The sequence below is a fragment of the Paeniglutamicibacter sp. Y32M11 genome (assembly GCF_019285735.1).
Taxonomy (GTDB): domain Bacteria; phylum Actinomycetota; class Actinomycetes; order Actinomycetales; family Micrococcaceae; genus Paeniglutamicibacter.
This window is the reverse complement of sequence record NZ_CP079107.1, coordinates 79,630-96,443: the sequence shown is the minus strand read 5'-3', so window position 1 is coordinate 96,443 and position 16,814 is coordinate 79,630. Positions and strand designations below refer to the sequence as shown.

Sequence of the window (16,814 nt, the reverse complement as noted above, 5' to 3'; positions counted from 1 at the left end):
TGGGGTTGGTGTGGGGCTTATAGGACAGAAAGTGTGTCTGTGAGGGGCCTGCTTCCCAACGGTAGCGCGGCAGGACAAGGTTTCTTATAGCCTTGAGCCATTAACCGTGAATGGTTCTAGAAAATCGAAGCACTGTGATGTATGCGGATCTCGGCTGAAACGCAATGGAAAGACGACCGCAGGGACCCAACGCTGGAGATGCATTAACTGCGGCGCCAGCAGCGTCCGCAAACGTCACGACCTAGCCCGCAAAGCCGAACTGGACCAATTCGTGCAGTGGCTCATGGGCAAGGATTCCCAAGCAGAGATCGGACCCGGTGGCGGTCGAACCTTCCGTCGCTCCACGCAGTGGTGCTGGAACATTGAACCCACCCTCGCGGTGACCGGAGAGATCCACGGCCAAGTCCAGATGGACGGCATCTACCTAGGTCGGGGATGGTGCTGCCTGATAGCAATCGCCAACGGGCACGTCATCGGCTGGCAGTGGTGCGACACCGAAAAGTCGGCAGCCTGGCTGGCGCTGATGGAACTGATCCCGGCCCCGCGCGCGGTGGTCATCGACGGCGGATCGGGGCTGGCCTCAGCCCTGTCTCGGGCGTGGCCCGAGACCAGAATCCAGCGCTGCCTCGTCCATGTCCAGCGCAACGTTCGCACCTACCTGACGTTGCGGCCTCGCACCGATGCCGGGCGGGCCCTGCGTCGTATCTCCCTAGCGCTGACGCGGCTGAAGACCACCGAAGAGGCCGCCGCCTGGGTCCAAGTGCTGAACCAGTGGAATACCGAACACGGGGACCTGATCAAGCAACGCTCCTACCAACAGGGGCCCGCAGGCTTCCGGCCGGCCGGGGTCCGTTCAAACCAAGCCTGGTGGTACACGCACGACCGGCTGCGCAAGGCCTACCGACTGATGGAACGTCTGGCTAAGAATGGGCACCTATTCACGTACCTGCATCCTGAACTCATCGACGTTGGTGTCGACTCGACGACCAACAAGATTGAGGGTGGGGTCAACACTCACCTGCGCGCCTTGTTGCGCAACCACCGTGGGATGCCTCCAGCCCATGCCAAACGCGCCGTCGAATGGTGGCTCTACACTCACAGCGAGAAACCTGCCGCGCCGCACACTCTCATCCGTCCCGAACATCTGAAGCCGGCACCCAAGGCAATACATGAGGAAGAACAGATCGGACCCGAAACGTTGGGCACGGGATTCAGTCCGGAGGAAGGTCTTTGGGCGTATAGGCCGAAAAGTGTGTCCGCGAGGGGCCTGCTTCCCAACGATGGCGCAGTAGAACGAGGTTTCTTATACCTTTGAGCCATTAACCGTGAATGGTTCTGGAAAATCGAAGCAATGTGAAGTATGCGGATCTGCCCTGAAACGCAATGGAAAGACCTCAGTCGGAACCCAACGCTGGAGGTGCATCCACTGCGGGGCCAGCAGTGTCAAGAAGCGCCCTGACCTGAAACGTCGAGCCGAGCTAAACCTGTTCCTCCAATGGATCTTGGGGAAACAGTCCCAGGCCTCCTACAACCCCGGCACGGGTAGAACCCTCCGACATAACACCCAGTGGTGTTGGGCGATCGAACCATCCCTAGCGCCCACCGGCGAAGTCCACCTGCAGATCCAAATGGACGGCATCTATCTAGGACGTGGGTGGTGTTGCCTGATCGCGATTGCCAACGGCAAAACCATTGGCTGGCAGTGGTGCGATAGTGAAAAGAGGGTGGCCTGGATAGCGTTGCTGGAACAGTTCCCAGCACCCCGGGTCGTGATCATTGACGGTGGCTCTGGGCTAGCGGCAGCACTGTCGCAAGCGTGGCCAGAGACTCGCGTTCAACGCTGCCTGGTCCATGTCCAACGCAACGTGCGCACTTATCTGACCCTGCGACCACGAACGGACGCGGGAAGAGCCCTTCGGCGAATTTCCCTTGCCCTGACACGCATCAAGACCCGAGAACACGCCACCCAGTGGATGCAAGCGCTGCAGGAATGGCACCACACCTTCGGGGACGTGATCAAGGAACGCACCTACCCGGCGGGACCTGGCGGCCACCGGCCCAAAGGTGTGAAGCCCACCCAAACCTGGTGGTACACCCACACTCGCCTACGTTCGGCCTACAAACTCCTCGAACGGCTGGTGCGCAGTGGTGAGCTCTTCACCTACCTGGAGCCAGAATTTGATGGGCTGGCCATCGCTTCGACAACCAACCACATCGAGGGCGGCGTTAACACTCAGCTCCGTGCGCTGCTGCGCGGGCACCGTGGCATGCCGCCGGCCCATGCGAAACGGGCGGTCGAATGGTGGCTCTACTCCCACAGTGAGAAACCAACTGAACCGCACACTCTCATCCGGCCTGAACACCTCAACACGAAACCAGTGAAGAAGCAGATCCAGGAGGAAACGATTGGGCCGGAACTCATCGGCACCGCACTGACTGAAGCCGAAGGGCTCTGGGTCAGAAAAGGATGGGCCGGCAGACCCTGCTGAATCATGCTCTGACATGGCACAGCCCCGGGTGACACACCCGGGGCAGACACACTTTTTTGCCTATAAGCCGGTCTTTGGGCCAGGAAGGGATGGGCCGGCCGGCCCTGCTAAACCGTGCCCTGACATGAGAAAGCCCCGGGTGACACACCCGGGGCAGACACACTTTTTGTCCTATAGGCCTGGTGTGGCCAGGGCTTTGAGTGCTGCGGGAGTCTGCTTAACGCAAAAAGGGGTCGGGTTCTGTCGGTGTGAGCCGACAGAACCCGACCCCATCAAGGAGTGGTCTTGTGGGTGTTAAACATCGAAACCCCCAAACACGTCAGTGTTTGAGGGTTTCGGAACAAAATATTGTCCGGCGGTGACCTACTCTCCCACACCCTCCCGAGTGCAGTACCATCGGCGCAGTGGGTCTTAGCTTCCGGGTTCGGTATGGGACCGGGCGTTTCCCCCACGCTATGACCGCCGTAACTCTAGTACCAACCCCTACATGCGACATTTCTGCCCAGGGGTGGTGAATCTATGGGTTACGACCACAATAGTGGTTGTATATGTTGTTGATTCCGCGAAAAACAAATGGGTTTGTTGTTTCGGGACCGTATAGTGGACGCAGCGTTTCTTGCCAACCACCGAACATGTTCGGTGGTAATGGTGTTTGTGGTTTAAGTTGTCGGCCTATTAGTACAGGTCAGCTTCACGAGTCTTTAGTCCTCGCTTCCACATCCTGCCTATCAACCCAGTGGTCTGGCTGGGGGCCTCTCACACTCAAAAGTGTATGGAAATCTCATCTCGAAGTGGGCTTCCCGCTTAGATGCTTTCAGCGGTTATCCCTTCCGAACGTAGCTAATCAGCGGTGCACTTGGCAGTACAACTGACACACCAGAGGTTCGTCCGTCCCGGTCCTCTCGTACTAAGGACAGCTCTTCTCAAATTTCCTGCGCGCGCAGCGGATAGGGACCGAACTGTCTCACGACGTTCTAAACCCAGCTCGCGTACCGCTTTAATGGGCGAACAGCCCAACCCTTGGGACCTACTCCAGCCCCAGGATGCGACGAGCCGACATCGAGGTGCCAAACCATGCCGTCGATATGGACTCTTGGGCAAGATCAGCCTGTTATCCCCGAGGTACCTTTTATCCGTTGAGCGACGGCCGTTCCACAACGTGCCGCCGGATCACTAGTCCCGACTTTCGTCCCTGCTCGAGCTGTCGCTCTCACAGTCAAGCTCCCTTGTGCACTTACACTCGACACCTGATTGCCAACCAGGCTGAGGGAACCTTTGGGCGCCTCCGTTACTCTTTAGGAGGCAACCGCCCCAGTTAAACTACCCATCAGGCACTGTCCCTGACCCAGATCATGGGCCGAAGTTAGGTGACCGGTACAGCCAGAGTGGTATTTCAACGATGACTCCACCCGAACTAGCGTCCGAGCTTCACAGTCTCCCACCTATCCTACACAAGCTGCACCGAACACCAATACCAAACTATAGTAAAGGTCTCGGGGTCTTTCCGTCCTGCTGCGCGTAACGAGCATCTTTACTCGTAGTGCAATTTCGCCGAGTTCATGGTTGAGACAGCGGGGAAGTCGTTACTCCATTCGTGCAGGTCGGAACTTACCCGACAAGGAATTTCGCTACCTTAGGATGGTTATAGTTACCACCGCCGTTTACTGGGGCTTAAATTCTCAGCTTCGCTCCAAAGAGCTAACCGGTCCTCTTAACCTTCCAGCACCGGGCAGGAGTCAGTCCGTATACATCGTCTTGCGACTTCGCACGGACCTGTGTTTTTAGTAAACAGTCGCTTCCCCCTGGTCTCTGCGGCCCACACCCGCTCCAGAACGCTAGGTTCTTTCACGAGGCAGGCCCCCCTTCTCCCGAAGTTACGGGGGCATTTTGCCGAGTTCCTTAACCATGATTCTCTCGATCGCCTTAGTATTCTCTACCTGATCACCTGTGTCGGTTTGGGGTACGGGCGGCTAAAACCTCGCGTCGATGCTTTTCTTGGCAGCATAGGATCACCGAATCACCCCCCAAAAGGGGCGCCTATCAGGTCTCAGACTTATATGAATCGCGGATTTGCCTACGACTCGTCCTACACCCTTGGACCAGGTCAATTCCATTGCCTGGCTCGGCTACCTTCCTGCGTCACACCTGTTAATACGCTTACCTCCCTGGCTCGGGTCCCACGCCGCACACCCAACAACATTCCCGAAGGAACATCAAAAGGGTCTTTGGGGTGGTTAGCATTACCAGTTCAATATGGACGGTTTTTCGCCGGTACGGGAATATCAACCCGTTGTCCATCGACTACGCCTGTCGGCCTCGCCTTAGGTCCCGACTTACCCAGGGCAGATTAGCTTGACCCTGGAACCCTTGATCATTCGGCGGACGGGTTTCTCACCCGTCATTCGCTACTCATGCCTGCATTCTCACTCGTGTGGGCTCCACCGCTGGTTTACACCGCGACTTCACTGCCCACACGACGCTCCCCTACCCATCCATACGGCTGGACCACGAAGGCCTACCAAAATATATGAATGACGCAACTTCGGCGGTGTGCTTGAGCCCCGCTACATTGTCGGCGCGGAATCACTTGACCAGTGAGCTATTACGCACTCTTTCAAGGGTGGCTGCTTCTAAGCCAACCTCCTGGTTGTCTTCGCAACTCCACATCCTTTTCCACTTAGCACACGCTTAGGGGCCTTAGTTGGCGTTCTGGGCTGTTTCCCTCTCGACTATGAAGCTTATCCCCCACAGTCTCACTGCTGCGCTCTCACTTATCGGCATTCGGAGTTTGGCTGACGTCAGTAACCTTGTAGGGCCCATTAGCCATCCAGTAGCTCTACCTCCGATAAGAAACACGCAACGCTGCACCTAAATGCATTTCGGGGAGAACCAGCTATCACGAAGTTTGATTGGCCTTTCACCCCTACCCACAGCTCATCCCCTCCATTTTCAACTGAAGTGGGTTCGGTCCTCCACGCGCTCTTACACGCGCTTCAACCTGGCCATGGGTAGATCACTTCGCTTCGGGTCTAGATCACGCCACTAACTCGCCCTATTCAGACTCGCTTTCGCTACGGCTTCCCCACACGGGTTAACCTCGCGACGTAACACTAACTCGCAGGCTCATTCTTCAAAAGGCACGCTGTCACCCCAACAAGGAGGCTCCAACGGATTGTAAGCGCACGGTTTCAGGTACTATTTCACTCCCCTCCCGGGGTACTTTTCACCATTCCCTCACGGTACTTATCCGCTATCGGTCATTGGGTAGTATTTAGGCTTACCAGGTGGTCCTGGCAGATTCAAACGGGATTTCTCGGGCCCCGTCCTACTTGGGATACTTCCACAAAGCGGCGGAACGCATTAGCACTACGGGACTCTCACCCTCTACGGTCCGGCATTCAAACCGATTCGCCTATACGCCCGCACCTCACTTCACCAGTCCGGCAGAACTGATACGGAAAGTCCCACAACCCCGACCATGCAACGCCCGCCGGCTATCACACATGGCTCGGTTTAGCCCCATCCGCGTTCGCTCGCCACTACTAACGGAATCACTATTGTTTTCTCTTCCTGAGGGTACTGAGATGTTTCACTTCCCCTCGTTCCCTCCACGTAGCCTATGTGTTCAGCTACGGGTCATACGGCATAACACCGTACGGGGTTTCCCCATTCGGAAATCCTGGTATCAACGTCCGGTTATCGACTCCTCCAGGCTTATCGCAGATTCCCACGTCCTTCTTCGGCTCCCAATGCCAAGGCATCCACCGTGCGCCCTTAAAAACTTGACCACAAACATGATCAAAATAATTACAAGCGCTAAAACATTACAATCGAAAGAATCAAGAAAACACACAACCCTAAAAGAGTTATGTGCACCAAGATTCATTATCATAAGAAATTGCTTTGCAAAACAAACAAACCAACCAACAACCCCAAAAGAGTTATCAGTCAATCCTGTTTCACAAGATGCTCGCGTCCACTATACAGTTCCCAAACAACAACCCCATCACACCCACCACCAACACCACACACCCAAAGGTGCGCACCATGCTCGCTTAGGCCATGCGCGGGACAACACTAAAACAACAAACCCACCAACCCCCTCACACACCCCAAAGGGCATACAAGAAAAGTCGGAGCCTGTTATTTCAGGACCCAACAGTGTGCCAAAAACCATCCACCTCATAGAACTCATCTCATTCCAACCCGCAAGCGAGCGTACTAAAAACAACCTCCACAACATGAACAGCCATAATTTGTTGATATTCCACCCTTGAGCACTCGCCCATCAACACAAGTGATGGATACGAGCAGCACTGAACACCCACAAAACACATACTTTGATGTGCCTGCGAAGGTGTTAGTTGCTCCTTAGAAAGGAGGTGATCCAGCCGCACCTTCCGGTACGGCTACCTTGTTACGACTTAGTCCCAATCGCCAGTCCCACCTTCGACGGCTCCCTCCCACAAGGGGTTAGGCCACCGGCTTCGGGTGTTACCAACTTTCGTGACTTGACGGGCGGTGTGTACAAGGCCCGGGAACGTATTCACCGCAGCGTTGCTGATCTGCGATTACTAGCGACTCCGACTTCATGGGGTCGAGTTGCAGACCCCAATCCGAACTGAGACCGGCTTTTTGGGATTAGCTCCACCTCACAGTATCGCAACCCATTGTACCGGCCATTGTAGCATGCGTGAAGCCCAAGACATAAGGGGCATGATGATTTGACGTCGTCCCCACCTTCCTCCGAGTTGACCCCGGCAGTCTCCTATGAGTCCCCACCATAACGTGCTGGCAACATAGAACGAGGGTTGCGCTCGTTGCGGGACTTAACCCAACATCTCACGACACGAGCTGACGACAACCATGCACCACCTGTGAACCAGCCCCAAAGGGGAAACCATATTTCTATGGCGATCTAGCACATGTCAAGCCTTGGTAAGGTTCTTCGCGTTGCATCGAATTAATCCGCATGCTCCGCCGCTTGTGCGGGCCCCCGTCAATTCCTTTGAGTTTTAGCCTTGCGGCCGTACTCCCCAGGCGGGGCACTTAATGCGTTAGCTACGGCGCGGAAAACGTGGAATGTCCCCCACACCTAGTGCCCAACGTTTACGGCATGGACTACCAGGGTATCTAATCCTGTTCGCTCCCCATGCTTTCGCTCCTCAGCGTCAGTAGATGCCCAGAGACCTGCCTTCGCCATCGGTGTTCCTCCTGATATCTGCGCATTTCACCGCTACACCAGGAATTCCAGTCTCCCCTACATCACTCTAGTCTGCCCGTACCCACCGCAGATCCGAAGTTGAGCCTCGGACTTTCACGGCAGACGCGACAAACCGCCTACGAGCTCTTTACGCCCAATAATTCCGGATAACGCTTGCGCCCTACGTATTACCGCGGCTGCTGGCACGTAGTTAGCCGGCGCTTCTTCTGCAGGTACCGTCACTTTCGCTTCTTCCCTACTGAAAGAGGTTTACAACCCGAAGGCCGTCATCCCTCACGCGGCGTCGCTGCATCAGGCTTTCGCCCATTGTGCAATATTCCCCACTGCTGCCTCCCGTAGGAGTCTGGGCCGTGTCTCAGTCCCAGTGTGGCCGGTCACCCTCTCAGGCCGGCTACCCGTCGTCGCCTTGGTGAGCCATTACCTCACCAACAAGCTGATAGGCCGCGAGTCCATCCCTGACCAAAATTCTTTCCACCAAAAACCATGCGGTCTACGGTGCATATCCAGTATTAGACCCAGTTTCCCAGGCTTATCCCAGAGTCAGGGGCAGGTTACTCACGTGTTACTCACCCGTTCGCCACTAATCATTCTGTGCAAGCACAAAAGTCATCGTTCGACTTGCATGTGTTAAGCACGCCGCCAGCGTTCATCCTGAGCCAGGATCAAACTCTCCGTAAAAAAATATACAGACACAACCAACACGCCAACTGGAAAAAGTCGACCGGGTTGCACCAAGTAAAAACATCCTGGCAAATTGCCTCAAGCATCCACACCGGGGGGTGCAAACCTTGAAGCCATTCACCAATAAAATAAATAAATTGGTATCAACAAACTTGGCACACTATTGAGTTCTCAAACAACAGACACTTCCAACACCACCACCAGAAAACAATGTTCCGGCCGCTTCGTTCTGGAGCAACTTTTAAATCTTAGTCCGAATCAAACAACAAAGTCAAAACGACTTCCGAAGTTCAAATGGAATTCATCGCATTCCGGACTGCCAGTCACCCTTTCGGGCTAGCAAGCAGTGCTCGGTGCGAGAAATAACTCTACGCGTCATTGGCACCATTGTCCAAACGACGAGTACCCGCACCAAAGCACCAAAAACCCCCGAAAAACCCCGGATTACCAGCATTTTGTGTCCGAGTTTCGAAGTATCTGGACAAAAAATCGTCATTGAGCGCTGCATCACAGCCGGCACGCGAGTGGGTCATAGACTATAAACATGCCTGAACTTCCAGAAAAGCTCTCCACCAGCACACACCGGAATGACTCACTACAGGATGCGCTCGGTTTCACCGAGCCGATCTTTAACGCTTCCATGGCCGGGGCCGCCGGCGGAGCACTTGCCGCTGCTGTTTCGGCGGCTGGCGGGTTCGGCATGCTCGGCCTCGGAGGGAATGTCACCGCGGAGTGGATCGATCGGGAAGCTTCGCTAGCGGCCGCCGCCGGACATAAATGGGGGGCTGGGCTCATGGCATGGGTATTGGAAGGCTCCTTGGATCCGCTACGCCAGGTGCTAGCCCACAATCCTGCCTTTGTCTGCATCAGTTTTGGGGAGCCTGGCCCGGCCGCGGCACTGGCCCATGACTCCGGTGCGCTGGTAGGTATGCAGGTCGGAAATGCGGCCGATCTGTCCCGCGCCTTAGAAGAGGACATCGATGTAGTGATCTGCCGTGGCAATGAGGGCGGCGGACACGGGCGCAACGAGGTCTCCACACTCCCCTTACTCCAGCTCGCATTGGAGCAGACCAGCAAGCCGGTCATAGCTGCCGGCGGACTGGCCACTTCCAGAGGAGTTGCGGCAGTGCTGGGCGCTGGCGCATCTGCCGCTTGGATCGGCACACGCTTTGCTGCCGCCAACGAATCCATGAGTCAGCACAATATCAAGGAGGCAATCGGAGCGGCAGGAGTGGATGACACCGTATATACACGGGCCTTTGATATTGCCCAACGCATCGCGTGGCCCTCGGAATTCGGTGGGAGAGCCCTCCGCAACAATTTCAGTGACGCGTGGGCCGAGCGCATTGAGGACCTCAGTGCCGCGGTTGCCGTTGATGAGACACTCACCAACTCCGTTAATGCCGCCCGCGACAAGGCTGACCCAACACTGGCTCCGGTATATGCCGGCCAGTCGGCCGGGCTCTCAACGGTAGGGCAGAGCGCCGCGGAGATCATCGCGGACCTTTCGGCCTTCCGCGCGGTACTCCAGGAGGCGGCGCACCGTTGGGATCGCCCCGGCACCGCCTAACACTTCTAGTAGTTCAGTAGCCCAAGGTCATATTGTCGATGAGCCGTACCTCGCCGACCTTCGCCGCCACCAGCAGAAGGCCCTCACCGGTGAAGGGGGTGTCTTGGCAATTGAAGGCCAGCTCCTGCAAGGTCCGCGGGTCAACCAATTCAAAGTAATCCAGCTCAACCAACGGTTCCATGGCAAATAATCCCGCTACATCCTCCAGATAGAGCGGTTCGTGCCTATCCGCCCGTTCCCTCACTAAGCTCAGAGCTCGGTGAATGACCAAGGCGGCTTGAGCCTGTTCGGCGGTCAGGAATTGGTTGCGACTGGAAAGGGCCAAACCCTCTGCGCTGCGGATGATCGGAACCGAGCAAATTTCGACGGGGTAGTTCAGATCAGCCACCATGCGTTTGATGAGCACCAGCTGCTGGGCGTCCTTTTGGCCAAAGTAGGCGCGATAAGCGGTGGGGACCCCCAGCGCGGCAGGTGGCATGGCAAAGTGGAGCAGCTTAGCCACCACAGCCAGCATCCCGTCAAAGTGTCCCGGGCGCGCTGCACCCTCAAACTTCAGGCCCAGGTCCCCGGAATCAATCTTAATGAGCGGGCGGCCATCGGGGTAAACCTCCGTCGCCTCCGGAGCAAAAACAATGTCGACACCGGCGCGGGCCAGCAGCTCAACGTCTGCATCAAGAGTGCGTGGGTAGCGGTTGAAATCAGCCTGGTCATTAAACTGCAGCTCGTTGACGAAGATACTGACCACCAGGACATCATTTTGCTCCCTGGCGGTGGACACCAATGACGCATGGCCCGAGTGCAATGCGCCCATGGTGGGCACCAGCCCTAGTGTTGCCCGTCCCTCCCGCGGTTCGCTAGCCTCGAGGGCGCGCTGGATGGCGGTGGAAAGTTCTGCTGCGCTCCGGACGAGCAGGGGCGTTCGACGGGCGGAATCTGCTGGTGTGATCACCAAGTCAGTTTATCGCTGGCTTCACAGCTTGCCACTCACCGCCGAGGGCCTATTGGCCCAATGCAGCCAGGATGTCATCAAGCCGCTGGCTGGTGATCAGCCCGCGGGCGTGAGCACGCAGGGCGGTGGCACGGCTCATGGCTAGATAGCCCTCGCGAGTGTCGGGAGAAATATCCTCGGATTCCAACGCCGCGCGGTGGGCAGCCACCGTTCGAACGTCTCCGCGGACCACCGGTCCGGTCAATGCACCCTCCCCTGAGGCCAACGCATTCTCCAATGAGGCGCGCATGAGGGCGGAGAGCATCCGGGCCGGGGACTCAACCCCGATCCCCTTCAGAATCCCCGCGGACTGTCCCGCTACCGTCACCAGATGATTGGAGGCATGGGCCAAGGCCAGGTGGTACTTGACCCGATCGTCTTCCGCGATCACCACCGGCTCTCCGCCCATTTCGACCACCAGCGCCTGAGCGATCGGCAGCACCATGTTCGCTGCAGTGATGCCAAAGACGCAATCGGTGAGCCGGTCTAGGTCCATGCTCATCCCGGTGAACGTCATGGCCGGGTGGATGGCCAGCCCGATGGCTCCGGCCGCCATGGCCGGTGCCAACACCGCGGTGCCGTAACGTCCGGCGGTATGCACCACCAACTGCCCCACCTGCCAATGGCCCGCATCGGCAAGGCCCTGAACCAGTTCGGCCAACGCATCGTCGGGCACCGCCAAGATCACCAGCTCGGCACGGCGTAGGATCTCGGGAATCTGCAGCACCGGCACACCGGGAAGCAGCAGTTCTGCGCGATCACGCGAGGTCTCGGAGACCGCATGGACTCCGACGATCTGATGCTCGGCGGCGCGCAGTGCCGCCCCGAGGACCGCACCGACCTTACCTGCACCGATGATGCCTACGCCTAGGCGTCCCGGCTTACCCATGTTCATATTCCTTTTTCCAGCCAATGATTTGAGTCCGTGGTTTTGCGTGCGGCAGCCGCCCGATCCGCCTGTTCGAGGAACAGCTCGCGACCGTGCCTAATATCCAGTTGGCGCACCACCGGCGTCACGGGGCCCGCAATGGTCGACAAGTATAGGTCCGCCACCGCAAACCGACGAGCCAGCGGTCCCTGCTTCAGGCTCAACCCCTGAGTGCGGGCGTGCGGGACGATGGCCAGGGTGCGGTGCAATGCCCCATTGCGTGCCACCAATGCGGTGGTGGTCAGCGCGTAACCCTGTCGGGAATGAGCCAACGGAGCCAGCGGGCGAATGCGTGCCGGGGAGGTGATGAAACCAAAATCGGTGCCCGCTCCGTTGACCGCAGCGGCGAAGAATGCGCGCGGATTTGCTGTTCCGGGGTCGGGCAGGACCACCGAAAGCACCGCCAAGACGTCTTCGAAGGTCCCCACGGGCAGTAGCACGCTGCGTGATCCTCCGTCGTTGGCATCGTCCCCGCCAATGCCGGCCACGTTCACCGACATCTTGTACCAACCCAGCTTCCGCCACAGCAGCGGAGCACTGATCTTGATGGCGGCCACCCGTCCCGGCGGCACACTCTGGTGACGGGTATCAAGCAATCCGTAGCTCAGGCGCAGGCCCTCGGCGCTGGTGGCAGCGGTGAAGTTGTAGCCGGTGTTCAGGTTGTTCCACAGTGCGGTGCCCATGCCCAGGAAAGCGGGAAGCAAGTAAAAGGGGGTGAACCCATCGATGAGAGACATCAGCACGGCCGCGACGATAATGCCGAGAACGAGGGTGATGCTCACCGGGCGTAAGACCATGGAGATGATCAGCCGAGCGACGGGCACTCGGAGCACCACGCGCTCGTCGGTTCCCACGAAGGGTGTCGTCGCGACGCCGGTTTCCGGGTTCGACTCGGCCACCGGCCCCGCAGCGGCGGCGCTCTCGGACTCCTGCACGGCGGGGAGTGAGGGATGGCCGGCTGCCCGCGCCAGGATGGTGGTGCGCAAATCGCGGGCCACCGATAGCTTCACAAAGGATAGGTGCATGGCGGAGGAGCCGGAATCTGCAACATCAAATCGGAGCTCGGCCAAGCCAAGGATCCGAGCCACCAAGGGTTGGGCAATGTCGATGGACTGCACTCGATCGATGCGGGCCTGCCGTTGCTGCCTAAAAATCATCCCGGAGTTGACGTTCACGTGCCGGTCGGTGATTTGGTACTTAGTGAACCACCAGGTGCCAAAGAATCCCAGCAACACCAGCAATAAAATGCCTGCGCCAATGAGCAGCGGCACCAAGAGTGGCGTCTGGGAGACGACCTCGGGTGCCGGATAGGGGTCTTCGCCCTCCACGAGGGAAGAAAGCATGTTTTGTCCGTAGACGAAGGCCACGGCAATGACCGCCAGCCAGCCGCGCACCAGCGGTGAGGCCGGGTGAACCCGCTGCCACGGTTCGGTTGGATCCGGCGCCGATTCGCTAATAAACCCGGAGTCGGGGGTGGGGCCGGCACTCATAGTCCGGCCAATCGAGCTTCGCCGCGCGCTGTCAGTGCCTCACGCAGACGCGTTCCCTCGGCCATTGGCAGGCCGGGAATCTCGGCGGTGGCATCGGCGGCGGCGGTATGGAGTTTCACCTTGCACAGCCCCAACATTCGATCGATCGGGCCCACCGCGACATCGACGAATTGCATCCGGCCGTAGGGAATCACCAGGACCTTTTGAAACATCAGGCCCTGGCGCACCAGCAGATCATCCTCGCGCTCGGCATAACCGATGGCCGCCACCTGGCGTGGGATCAGCATCAGGCGAATGATATCGATCAGGAGTGTGAGCGCGGGGGCGGCGATGGCCAGCCAGAGCGGGAAGCCTGCCCATACCCCGGTGAGGCGTAGCACCAACGGCAGACAGAGCACCAGCAGCATCAGCAACGCACCAATGCCCCAACCCACCAGGCGCACCTTCGTGTAGCTGGGGGACACTCGGGTCCAGGTCAGTCCCTGCGGGTCAATTGGTTCCTGCTGCATATCCTTGATCGTCCTTGCCCTCGGTCTTGGCCTCCGGAGGCGAGGGATCTTCCGGTGGTAGTTTGCAGAACTGTTCCACAACCCATCCCACGATAACCATCACCAGGGCGCCACCGATCATCACCAAGGATGATTTCACGGCCATACTTCCCATCCCGGATGCGGTAAACAGGCCCAAGAGGATTCCGCCATGCCACCCGGCGATGGTGGTGCCAGCATAAACATTGGCCTGGGCCAGCACCAGAGTGCGGGCTGCGGTGATCGGATTGACCCGTTTAGTGCTCTTCCCACTGGTGAACCGCTTAATGCGGATGCCCATGACTAGGGTGAACAGGCTTGCTGCCCCCATGGTCACCAGTGAGGTCAGGTGCAGCAGCGGAACCGGGTAGCCGGCAGCGGTGGCGAGAATCTGGCTGGCGTAACCGGCAACCATCCCCAGAAGAAGCACCGTGAAAACCCACAGTGGCCGCAAGGAATTCATGACTCTAGGCCCCCGCCCGAGCGCGACGGATCTCCGGAGTATCGGCCGCGGCCGCGGCAAGTTCACTAACCCGTTGGCCGTTAAGCTGTGCATCTGGTTCCATCCAGGCCCAGGGCACCAGCACAAAACCGCGGATCGCTGCTCGCGGGTGTGGCAGCGTGAGCACCGGATCGGTGCTTTGACTCTGCCCGTAGGTGATCACATCGATGTCCAGGGTGCGCGGTCCCCAACGCACCTCGCGGGTGCGGTGGTGTTCGGCTTCAATGCTCTGGCACGCGGCAAGAAGGTCCAGTGGTTCCAGGCTGGTATTGATGCGCACCACCAGATTCAGGAAGTCGGGCTGTCCTTCCGGACCACCCACGGGCTTGGTCACGGCGGTATCCGAGACCGCTACCAGCTCGATCCCGGGAGTGGAGCCCAGCTCGGCAACTGCCGCGGCCAAGGTACCTGCGCGTTCACCGAGGTTCGAACCGAGGGCCAGCAGGCACGAAACCATCAGACTCACTCCCGTTCGCGATAAATGTGGATGGTGACGTCACTAAACGTCACGGTGATCGGTGCCTTGGGCTTGTGCACGATGACCTCCACCCCCATCACGGTGGGGAAAGAGGCAAGAATCGCCGCGGCGGTCTTTTCCGCCAGGGTCTCAATCAGGTCCCAGGGGCCGTCCTGAATCTGGGTCACCACCAGCTCGCCGAGTTCGCCATAGTGCGCCGTGTCGGCGACGTTATCGCTGGCTGCCGCGCGGCGGATGTCGGTATGCAACACCACGTCCAGGGTAAAGGGCTGGCCGTCACGCTTTTCGTGCTCAAATACGCCGTGGTAGCCCACCGCGGTAATGCCGGAGAGGGTAATGGTATCGCTGCGCATGGTGTTGGAGATGCCCATGGATTCGGGCCTAGAGCGCCGGGATGCGGGAATTCATCCACGCACCGGCGACCTTGATGGCGGCCAGAGAGGACGGCACGTCATGCACACGAACGCCCCAGGCGCCGTTGGCCGCTGCCAGTGCGCTGGTGGCGGCGGTGGCGGCGTCGCGCTCGGCGGGAGCCGCCGGCTTGCCATCCTGGCGGAGCAATTCGCCCAAAAAGCGCTTGCGGCTGGTGCCCACCAAGACGCGGTGACCCAGCGCGGTGAAGCGGTCTAGGGCGCGCAGCAAATCCCAATTGTGTTCGTGATCCTTGGCGAAGCCGAGCCCCGGATCAAGGATGAGGGCTTCTGGCTTCACGCCGGCGGCGATAAAGCGTGAGCGCAATTCTTCGAGTTCCGCCAGAACCTCGGAGACCACGTCGGTGTAGTTGGCCTCGGTGACCATGTTCCCGGCGTCCCCACGGCGGTGCATCAGCACGTAGGGGGCGCCGGTTTGTGCCATTAGTGCCGGCATATCGGGTTCGTGGGTCAGTCCCGAGACGTCGTTGATGATGTGCGCACCCGCGGCCAGGGCGGCCCGGGCGGTGGAGGTATGCATGGTATCAACCGAGATGATCGATCCGGCCTTGGCCAGCGCGGTGATCACCGGAAGGATGCGAGCCTGTTCGACCGCCGGGTCCACCGGTACCGCACCGGGACGGGTGGATTCCCCGCCAATGTCGATGATGTCCGCCCCGCCGTAGTACATGGCCAGACCGTGGGAGATGGCGTCATCAACCAACAGATACTTCCCCCCATCGGAGAAGGAATCGTCGTTGATGTTCAGGATCCCCATGACAAGTGTGCGATCGCTTGGCAGATCTGCCATGGTGCGGGCGGTGGATTTGCGGATGATGGGCATCGGGCTGGTGGCCGGGCCGGTTCCGGGGATCGCTCCAAGTGACATGGGGGTGTTTCCTACTTTCCGAGGATGAGGCTCATGGCCTCTGCGCGGGTGGCCGGTTCGCGGAGTTGGCCACGGACGGCGCTGGTAACGGTCTTGGCGCCCGGTTTGCGGACGCCTCGCATGGACATGCACATGTGTTCGCACTCGATCACGACGATGGCGCCGCGGGGGTTCAGGTGCTCAACCAAAGCGTTAACGATTTGGGTGGTCAAGCGTTCCTGGACCTGCGGGCGGCGGGCATAAACCTCCACCAAGCGGGCCAACTTGCTCAGCCCGGTCACCTTGCCCTCGGGTCCGGGAATGTATCCGACGTGCGCGCTGCCGTGGAAGGGCACCAGGTGATGCTCGCAGGTCGAATAGAACGAGATGTCCTTAACCAGCACCAACTCGTCATGTTCGATGTCAAAGGTGGTGCTCAGATGGTCCGCCGGGTCCTCGTGCAGGCCGGCAAAAAACTCCGAGTAGGCCTTGGCCACACGTTTAGGTGTGTCCAACAGCCCGTCGCGATTCGGGTCCTCGCCGATGGCAAAAAGGATCTCGCGCACGGCGTTTTCAATCCGGACCAGGTCAACGCCACCGGCGCCCTGGATGGTCTCATCTTCAAACTGATCGATCTGAATCACGCTTCCGATCCTAGC

General features: G+C 58.8%; 13 protein-coding genes and 3 rRNA genes. 4 read left to right on the top strand and 12 right to left on the bottom strand.

What is annotated here, in order from left to right:
- The first annotated feature begins 106 nt into the window (after positions 1 to 106).
- Both KUF55_RS00455 and KUF55_RS00450 read left to right on the top strand, forming a co-directional pair.
- Positions 107 to 1,315, top strand: coding sequence for an IS1249 family transposase (locus tag KUF55_RS00455; protein WP_255557196.1), 1,209 nt, complete (start codon positions 107 to 109; stop codon positions 1,313 to 1,315).
- 10 nt (positions 1,316 to 1,325) lie between these two features.
- Complete coding sequence (locus KUF55_RS00450; RefSeq protein WP_218817664.1) at positions 1,326 to 2,489, top strand: IS1249 family transposase; 1,164 nt, start codon at positions 1,326 to 1,328, stop codon at positions 2,487 to 2,489.
- A gap of 350 nt (positions 2,490 to 2,839) precedes the next feature.
- Here the strand turns inward: KUF55_RS00450 and rrf are convergent.
- Together rrf and KUF55_RS00440 are read right to left on the bottom strand one after the other, a co-directional pair.
- A 5S ribosomal RNA gene (gene rrf, locus KUF55_RS00445) occupies positions 2,840 to 2,956 on the bottom strand.
- A gap of 188 nt (positions 2,957 to 3,144) precedes the next feature.
- Positions 3,145 to 6,277, bottom strand: a 23S ribosomal RNA gene (locus KUF55_RS00440).
- A 6-nt stretch (positions 6,278 to 6,283) separates the two neighbouring features.
- On the opposite strand from KUF55_RS00440, the gene KUF55_RS00435 reads away from it, so the two are divergent.
- Positions 6,284 to 6,766: a hypothetical protein gene (locus tag KUF55_RS00435; RefSeq protein ID WP_218817663.1), complete on the top strand. Its 483-nt coding sequence runs from the start codon at positions 6,284 to 6,286 to the stop codon at positions 6,764 to 6,766.
- 98 nt (positions 6,767 to 6,864) lie between these two features.
- On the opposite strand, the gene KUF55_RS00430 is transcribed toward KUF55_RS00435, so the two are convergent.
- Positions 6,865 to 8,391: ribosomal RNA gene (locus KUF55_RS00430) — 16S ribosomal RNA — on the bottom strand.
- The 16S, 23S and 5S rRNA genes sit together here, the layout of an rRNA operon.
- Positions 8,392 to 8,938: 547 nt before the next feature.
- On the opposite strand from KUF55_RS00430, the gene KUF55_RS00425 reads away from it, so the two are divergent.
- Positions 8,939 to 9,964, top strand: a complete 1,026-nt coding sequence (locus KUF55_RS00425) for a nitronate monooxygenase family protein (RefSeq protein WP_132360937.1) — start codon at positions 8,939 to 8,941, stop codon at positions 9,962 to 9,964.
- A gap of 13 nt (positions 9,965 to 9,977) precedes the next feature.
- Here the strand turns inward: KUF55_RS00425 and panC are convergent, their stop codons facing one another.
- From panC to folE, 9 genes are read right to left on the bottom strand one after another with little or no spacing between them, the layout of a single operon-like run.
- Positions 9,978 to 10,913 (bottom strand): pantoate--beta-alanine ligase, encoded by a 936-nt coding sequence (gene panC / locus KUF55_RS00420; RefSeq protein ID WP_370630934.1) that lies wholly within the window; start codon positions 10,911 to 10,913, stop codon positions 9,978 to 9,980.
- 49 nt (positions 10,914 to 10,962) lie between these two features.
- A complete protein-coding gene (locus KUF55_RS00415) occupies positions 10,963 to 11,841 on the bottom strand; it encodes a Rossmann-like and DUF2520 domain-containing protein (protein WP_132360935.1) in 879 nt (292 codons plus the stop codon).
- 2 nt (positions 11,842 to 11,843) lie between these two features.
- Entirely contained in the window at positions 11,844 to 13,370 is a 1,527-nt protein-coding gene (locus KUF55_RS00410; protein WP_218817662.1) for a PH domain-containing protein, read from the bottom strand.
- On the bottom strand, positions 13,367 to 13,879 hold the full coding sequence (locus tag KUF55_RS00405) for a PH domain-containing protein (protein WP_218817661.1): 513 nt from the start codon (positions 13,877 to 13,879) through the stop codon (positions 13,367 to 13,369). Before KUF55_RS00405 ends, KUF55_RS00410 begins: the two co-directional genes overlap by 4 nt.
- Positions 13,860 to 14,360, bottom strand: coding sequence for a DUF3180 domain-containing protein (locus KUF55_RS00400; RefSeq protein ID WP_218817660.1), 501 nt, complete (start codon positions 14,358 to 14,360; stop codon positions 13,860 to 13,862). Before KUF55_RS00400 ends, KUF55_RS00405 begins: the two co-directional genes overlap by 20 nt.
- A 4-nt stretch (positions 14,361 to 14,364) precedes the next feature.
- Positions 14,365 to 14,856, bottom strand: coding sequence for a 2-amino-4-hydroxy-6-hydroxymethyldihydropteridine diphosphokinase (gene folK / locus KUF55_RS00395; protein WP_132361287.1), 492 nt, complete (start codon positions 14,854 to 14,856; stop codon positions 14,365 to 14,367).
- Between the two features lie 5 nt (positions 14,857 to 14,861).
- Positions 14,862 to 15,248 (bottom strand): dihydroneopterin aldolase, encoded by a 387-nt coding sequence (gene folB / locus KUF55_RS00390; RefSeq protein WP_245326101.1) that lies wholly within the window; start codon positions 15,246 to 15,248, stop codon positions 14,862 to 14,864.
- A gap of 10 nt (positions 15,249 to 15,258) precedes the next feature.
- Positions 15,259 to 16,176, bottom strand: a complete 918-nt coding sequence (gene folP, locus KUF55_RS00385; protein WP_218817659.1) for a dihydropteroate synthase — start codon at positions 16,174 to 16,176, stop codon at positions 15,259 to 15,261.
- A gap of 11 nt (positions 16,177 to 16,187) precedes the next feature.
- On the bottom strand, positions 16,188 to 16,790 hold the full coding sequence (folE, locus tag KUF55_RS00380; protein ID WP_255557414.1) for a GTP cyclohydrolase I FolE: 603 nt from the start codon (positions 16,788 to 16,790) through the stop codon (positions 16,188 to 16,190).
- Positions 16,791 to 16,814: the final 24 nt, after the last annotated feature.

Bases quoted from the DNA above. Each gene is read 5' to 3' on its own strand.
- KUF55_RS00435 (WP_218817663.1), top strand. From the start codon at position 6,284: ATGATCAAAATAATTACAAGCGCTAAAACATTACAATCGAAAGAATCA.
- KUF55_RS00425 (WP_132360937.1), top strand. From the start codon at position 8,939: ATGCCTGAACTTCCAGAAAAGCTCTCCACCAGCACACACCGGAATGAC.
- KUF55_RS00415 (WP_132360935.1), bottom strand. From the start codon at position 11,841: ATGGGTAAGCCGGGACGCCTAGGCGTAGGCATCATCGGTGCAGGTAAG.
- KUF55_RS00410 (WP_218817662.1), bottom strand. From the start codon at position 13,370: ATGAGTGCCGGCCCCACCCCCGACTCCGGGTTTATTAGCGAATCGGCG.
- KUF55_RS00405 (WP_218817661.1), bottom strand. From the start codon at position 13,879: ATGCAGCAGGAACCAATTGACCCGCAGGGACTGACCTGGACCCGAGTG.
- KUF55_RS00400 (WP_218817660.1), bottom strand. From the start codon at position 14,360: ATGAATTCCTTGCGGCCACTGTGGGTTTTCACGGTGCTTCTTCTGGGG.
- folK (WP_132361287.1), bottom strand. From the start codon at position 14,856: ATGGTTTCGTGCCTGCTGGCCCTCGGTTCGAACCTCGGTGAACGCGCA.
- folB (WP_245326101.1), bottom strand. From the start codon at position 15,248: ATGGGCATCTCCAACACCATGCGCAGCGATACCATTACCCTCTCCGGC.
- folP (WP_218817659.1), bottom strand. From the start codon at position 16,176: ATGTCACTTGGAGCGATCCCCGGAACCGGCCCGGCCACCAGCCCGATG.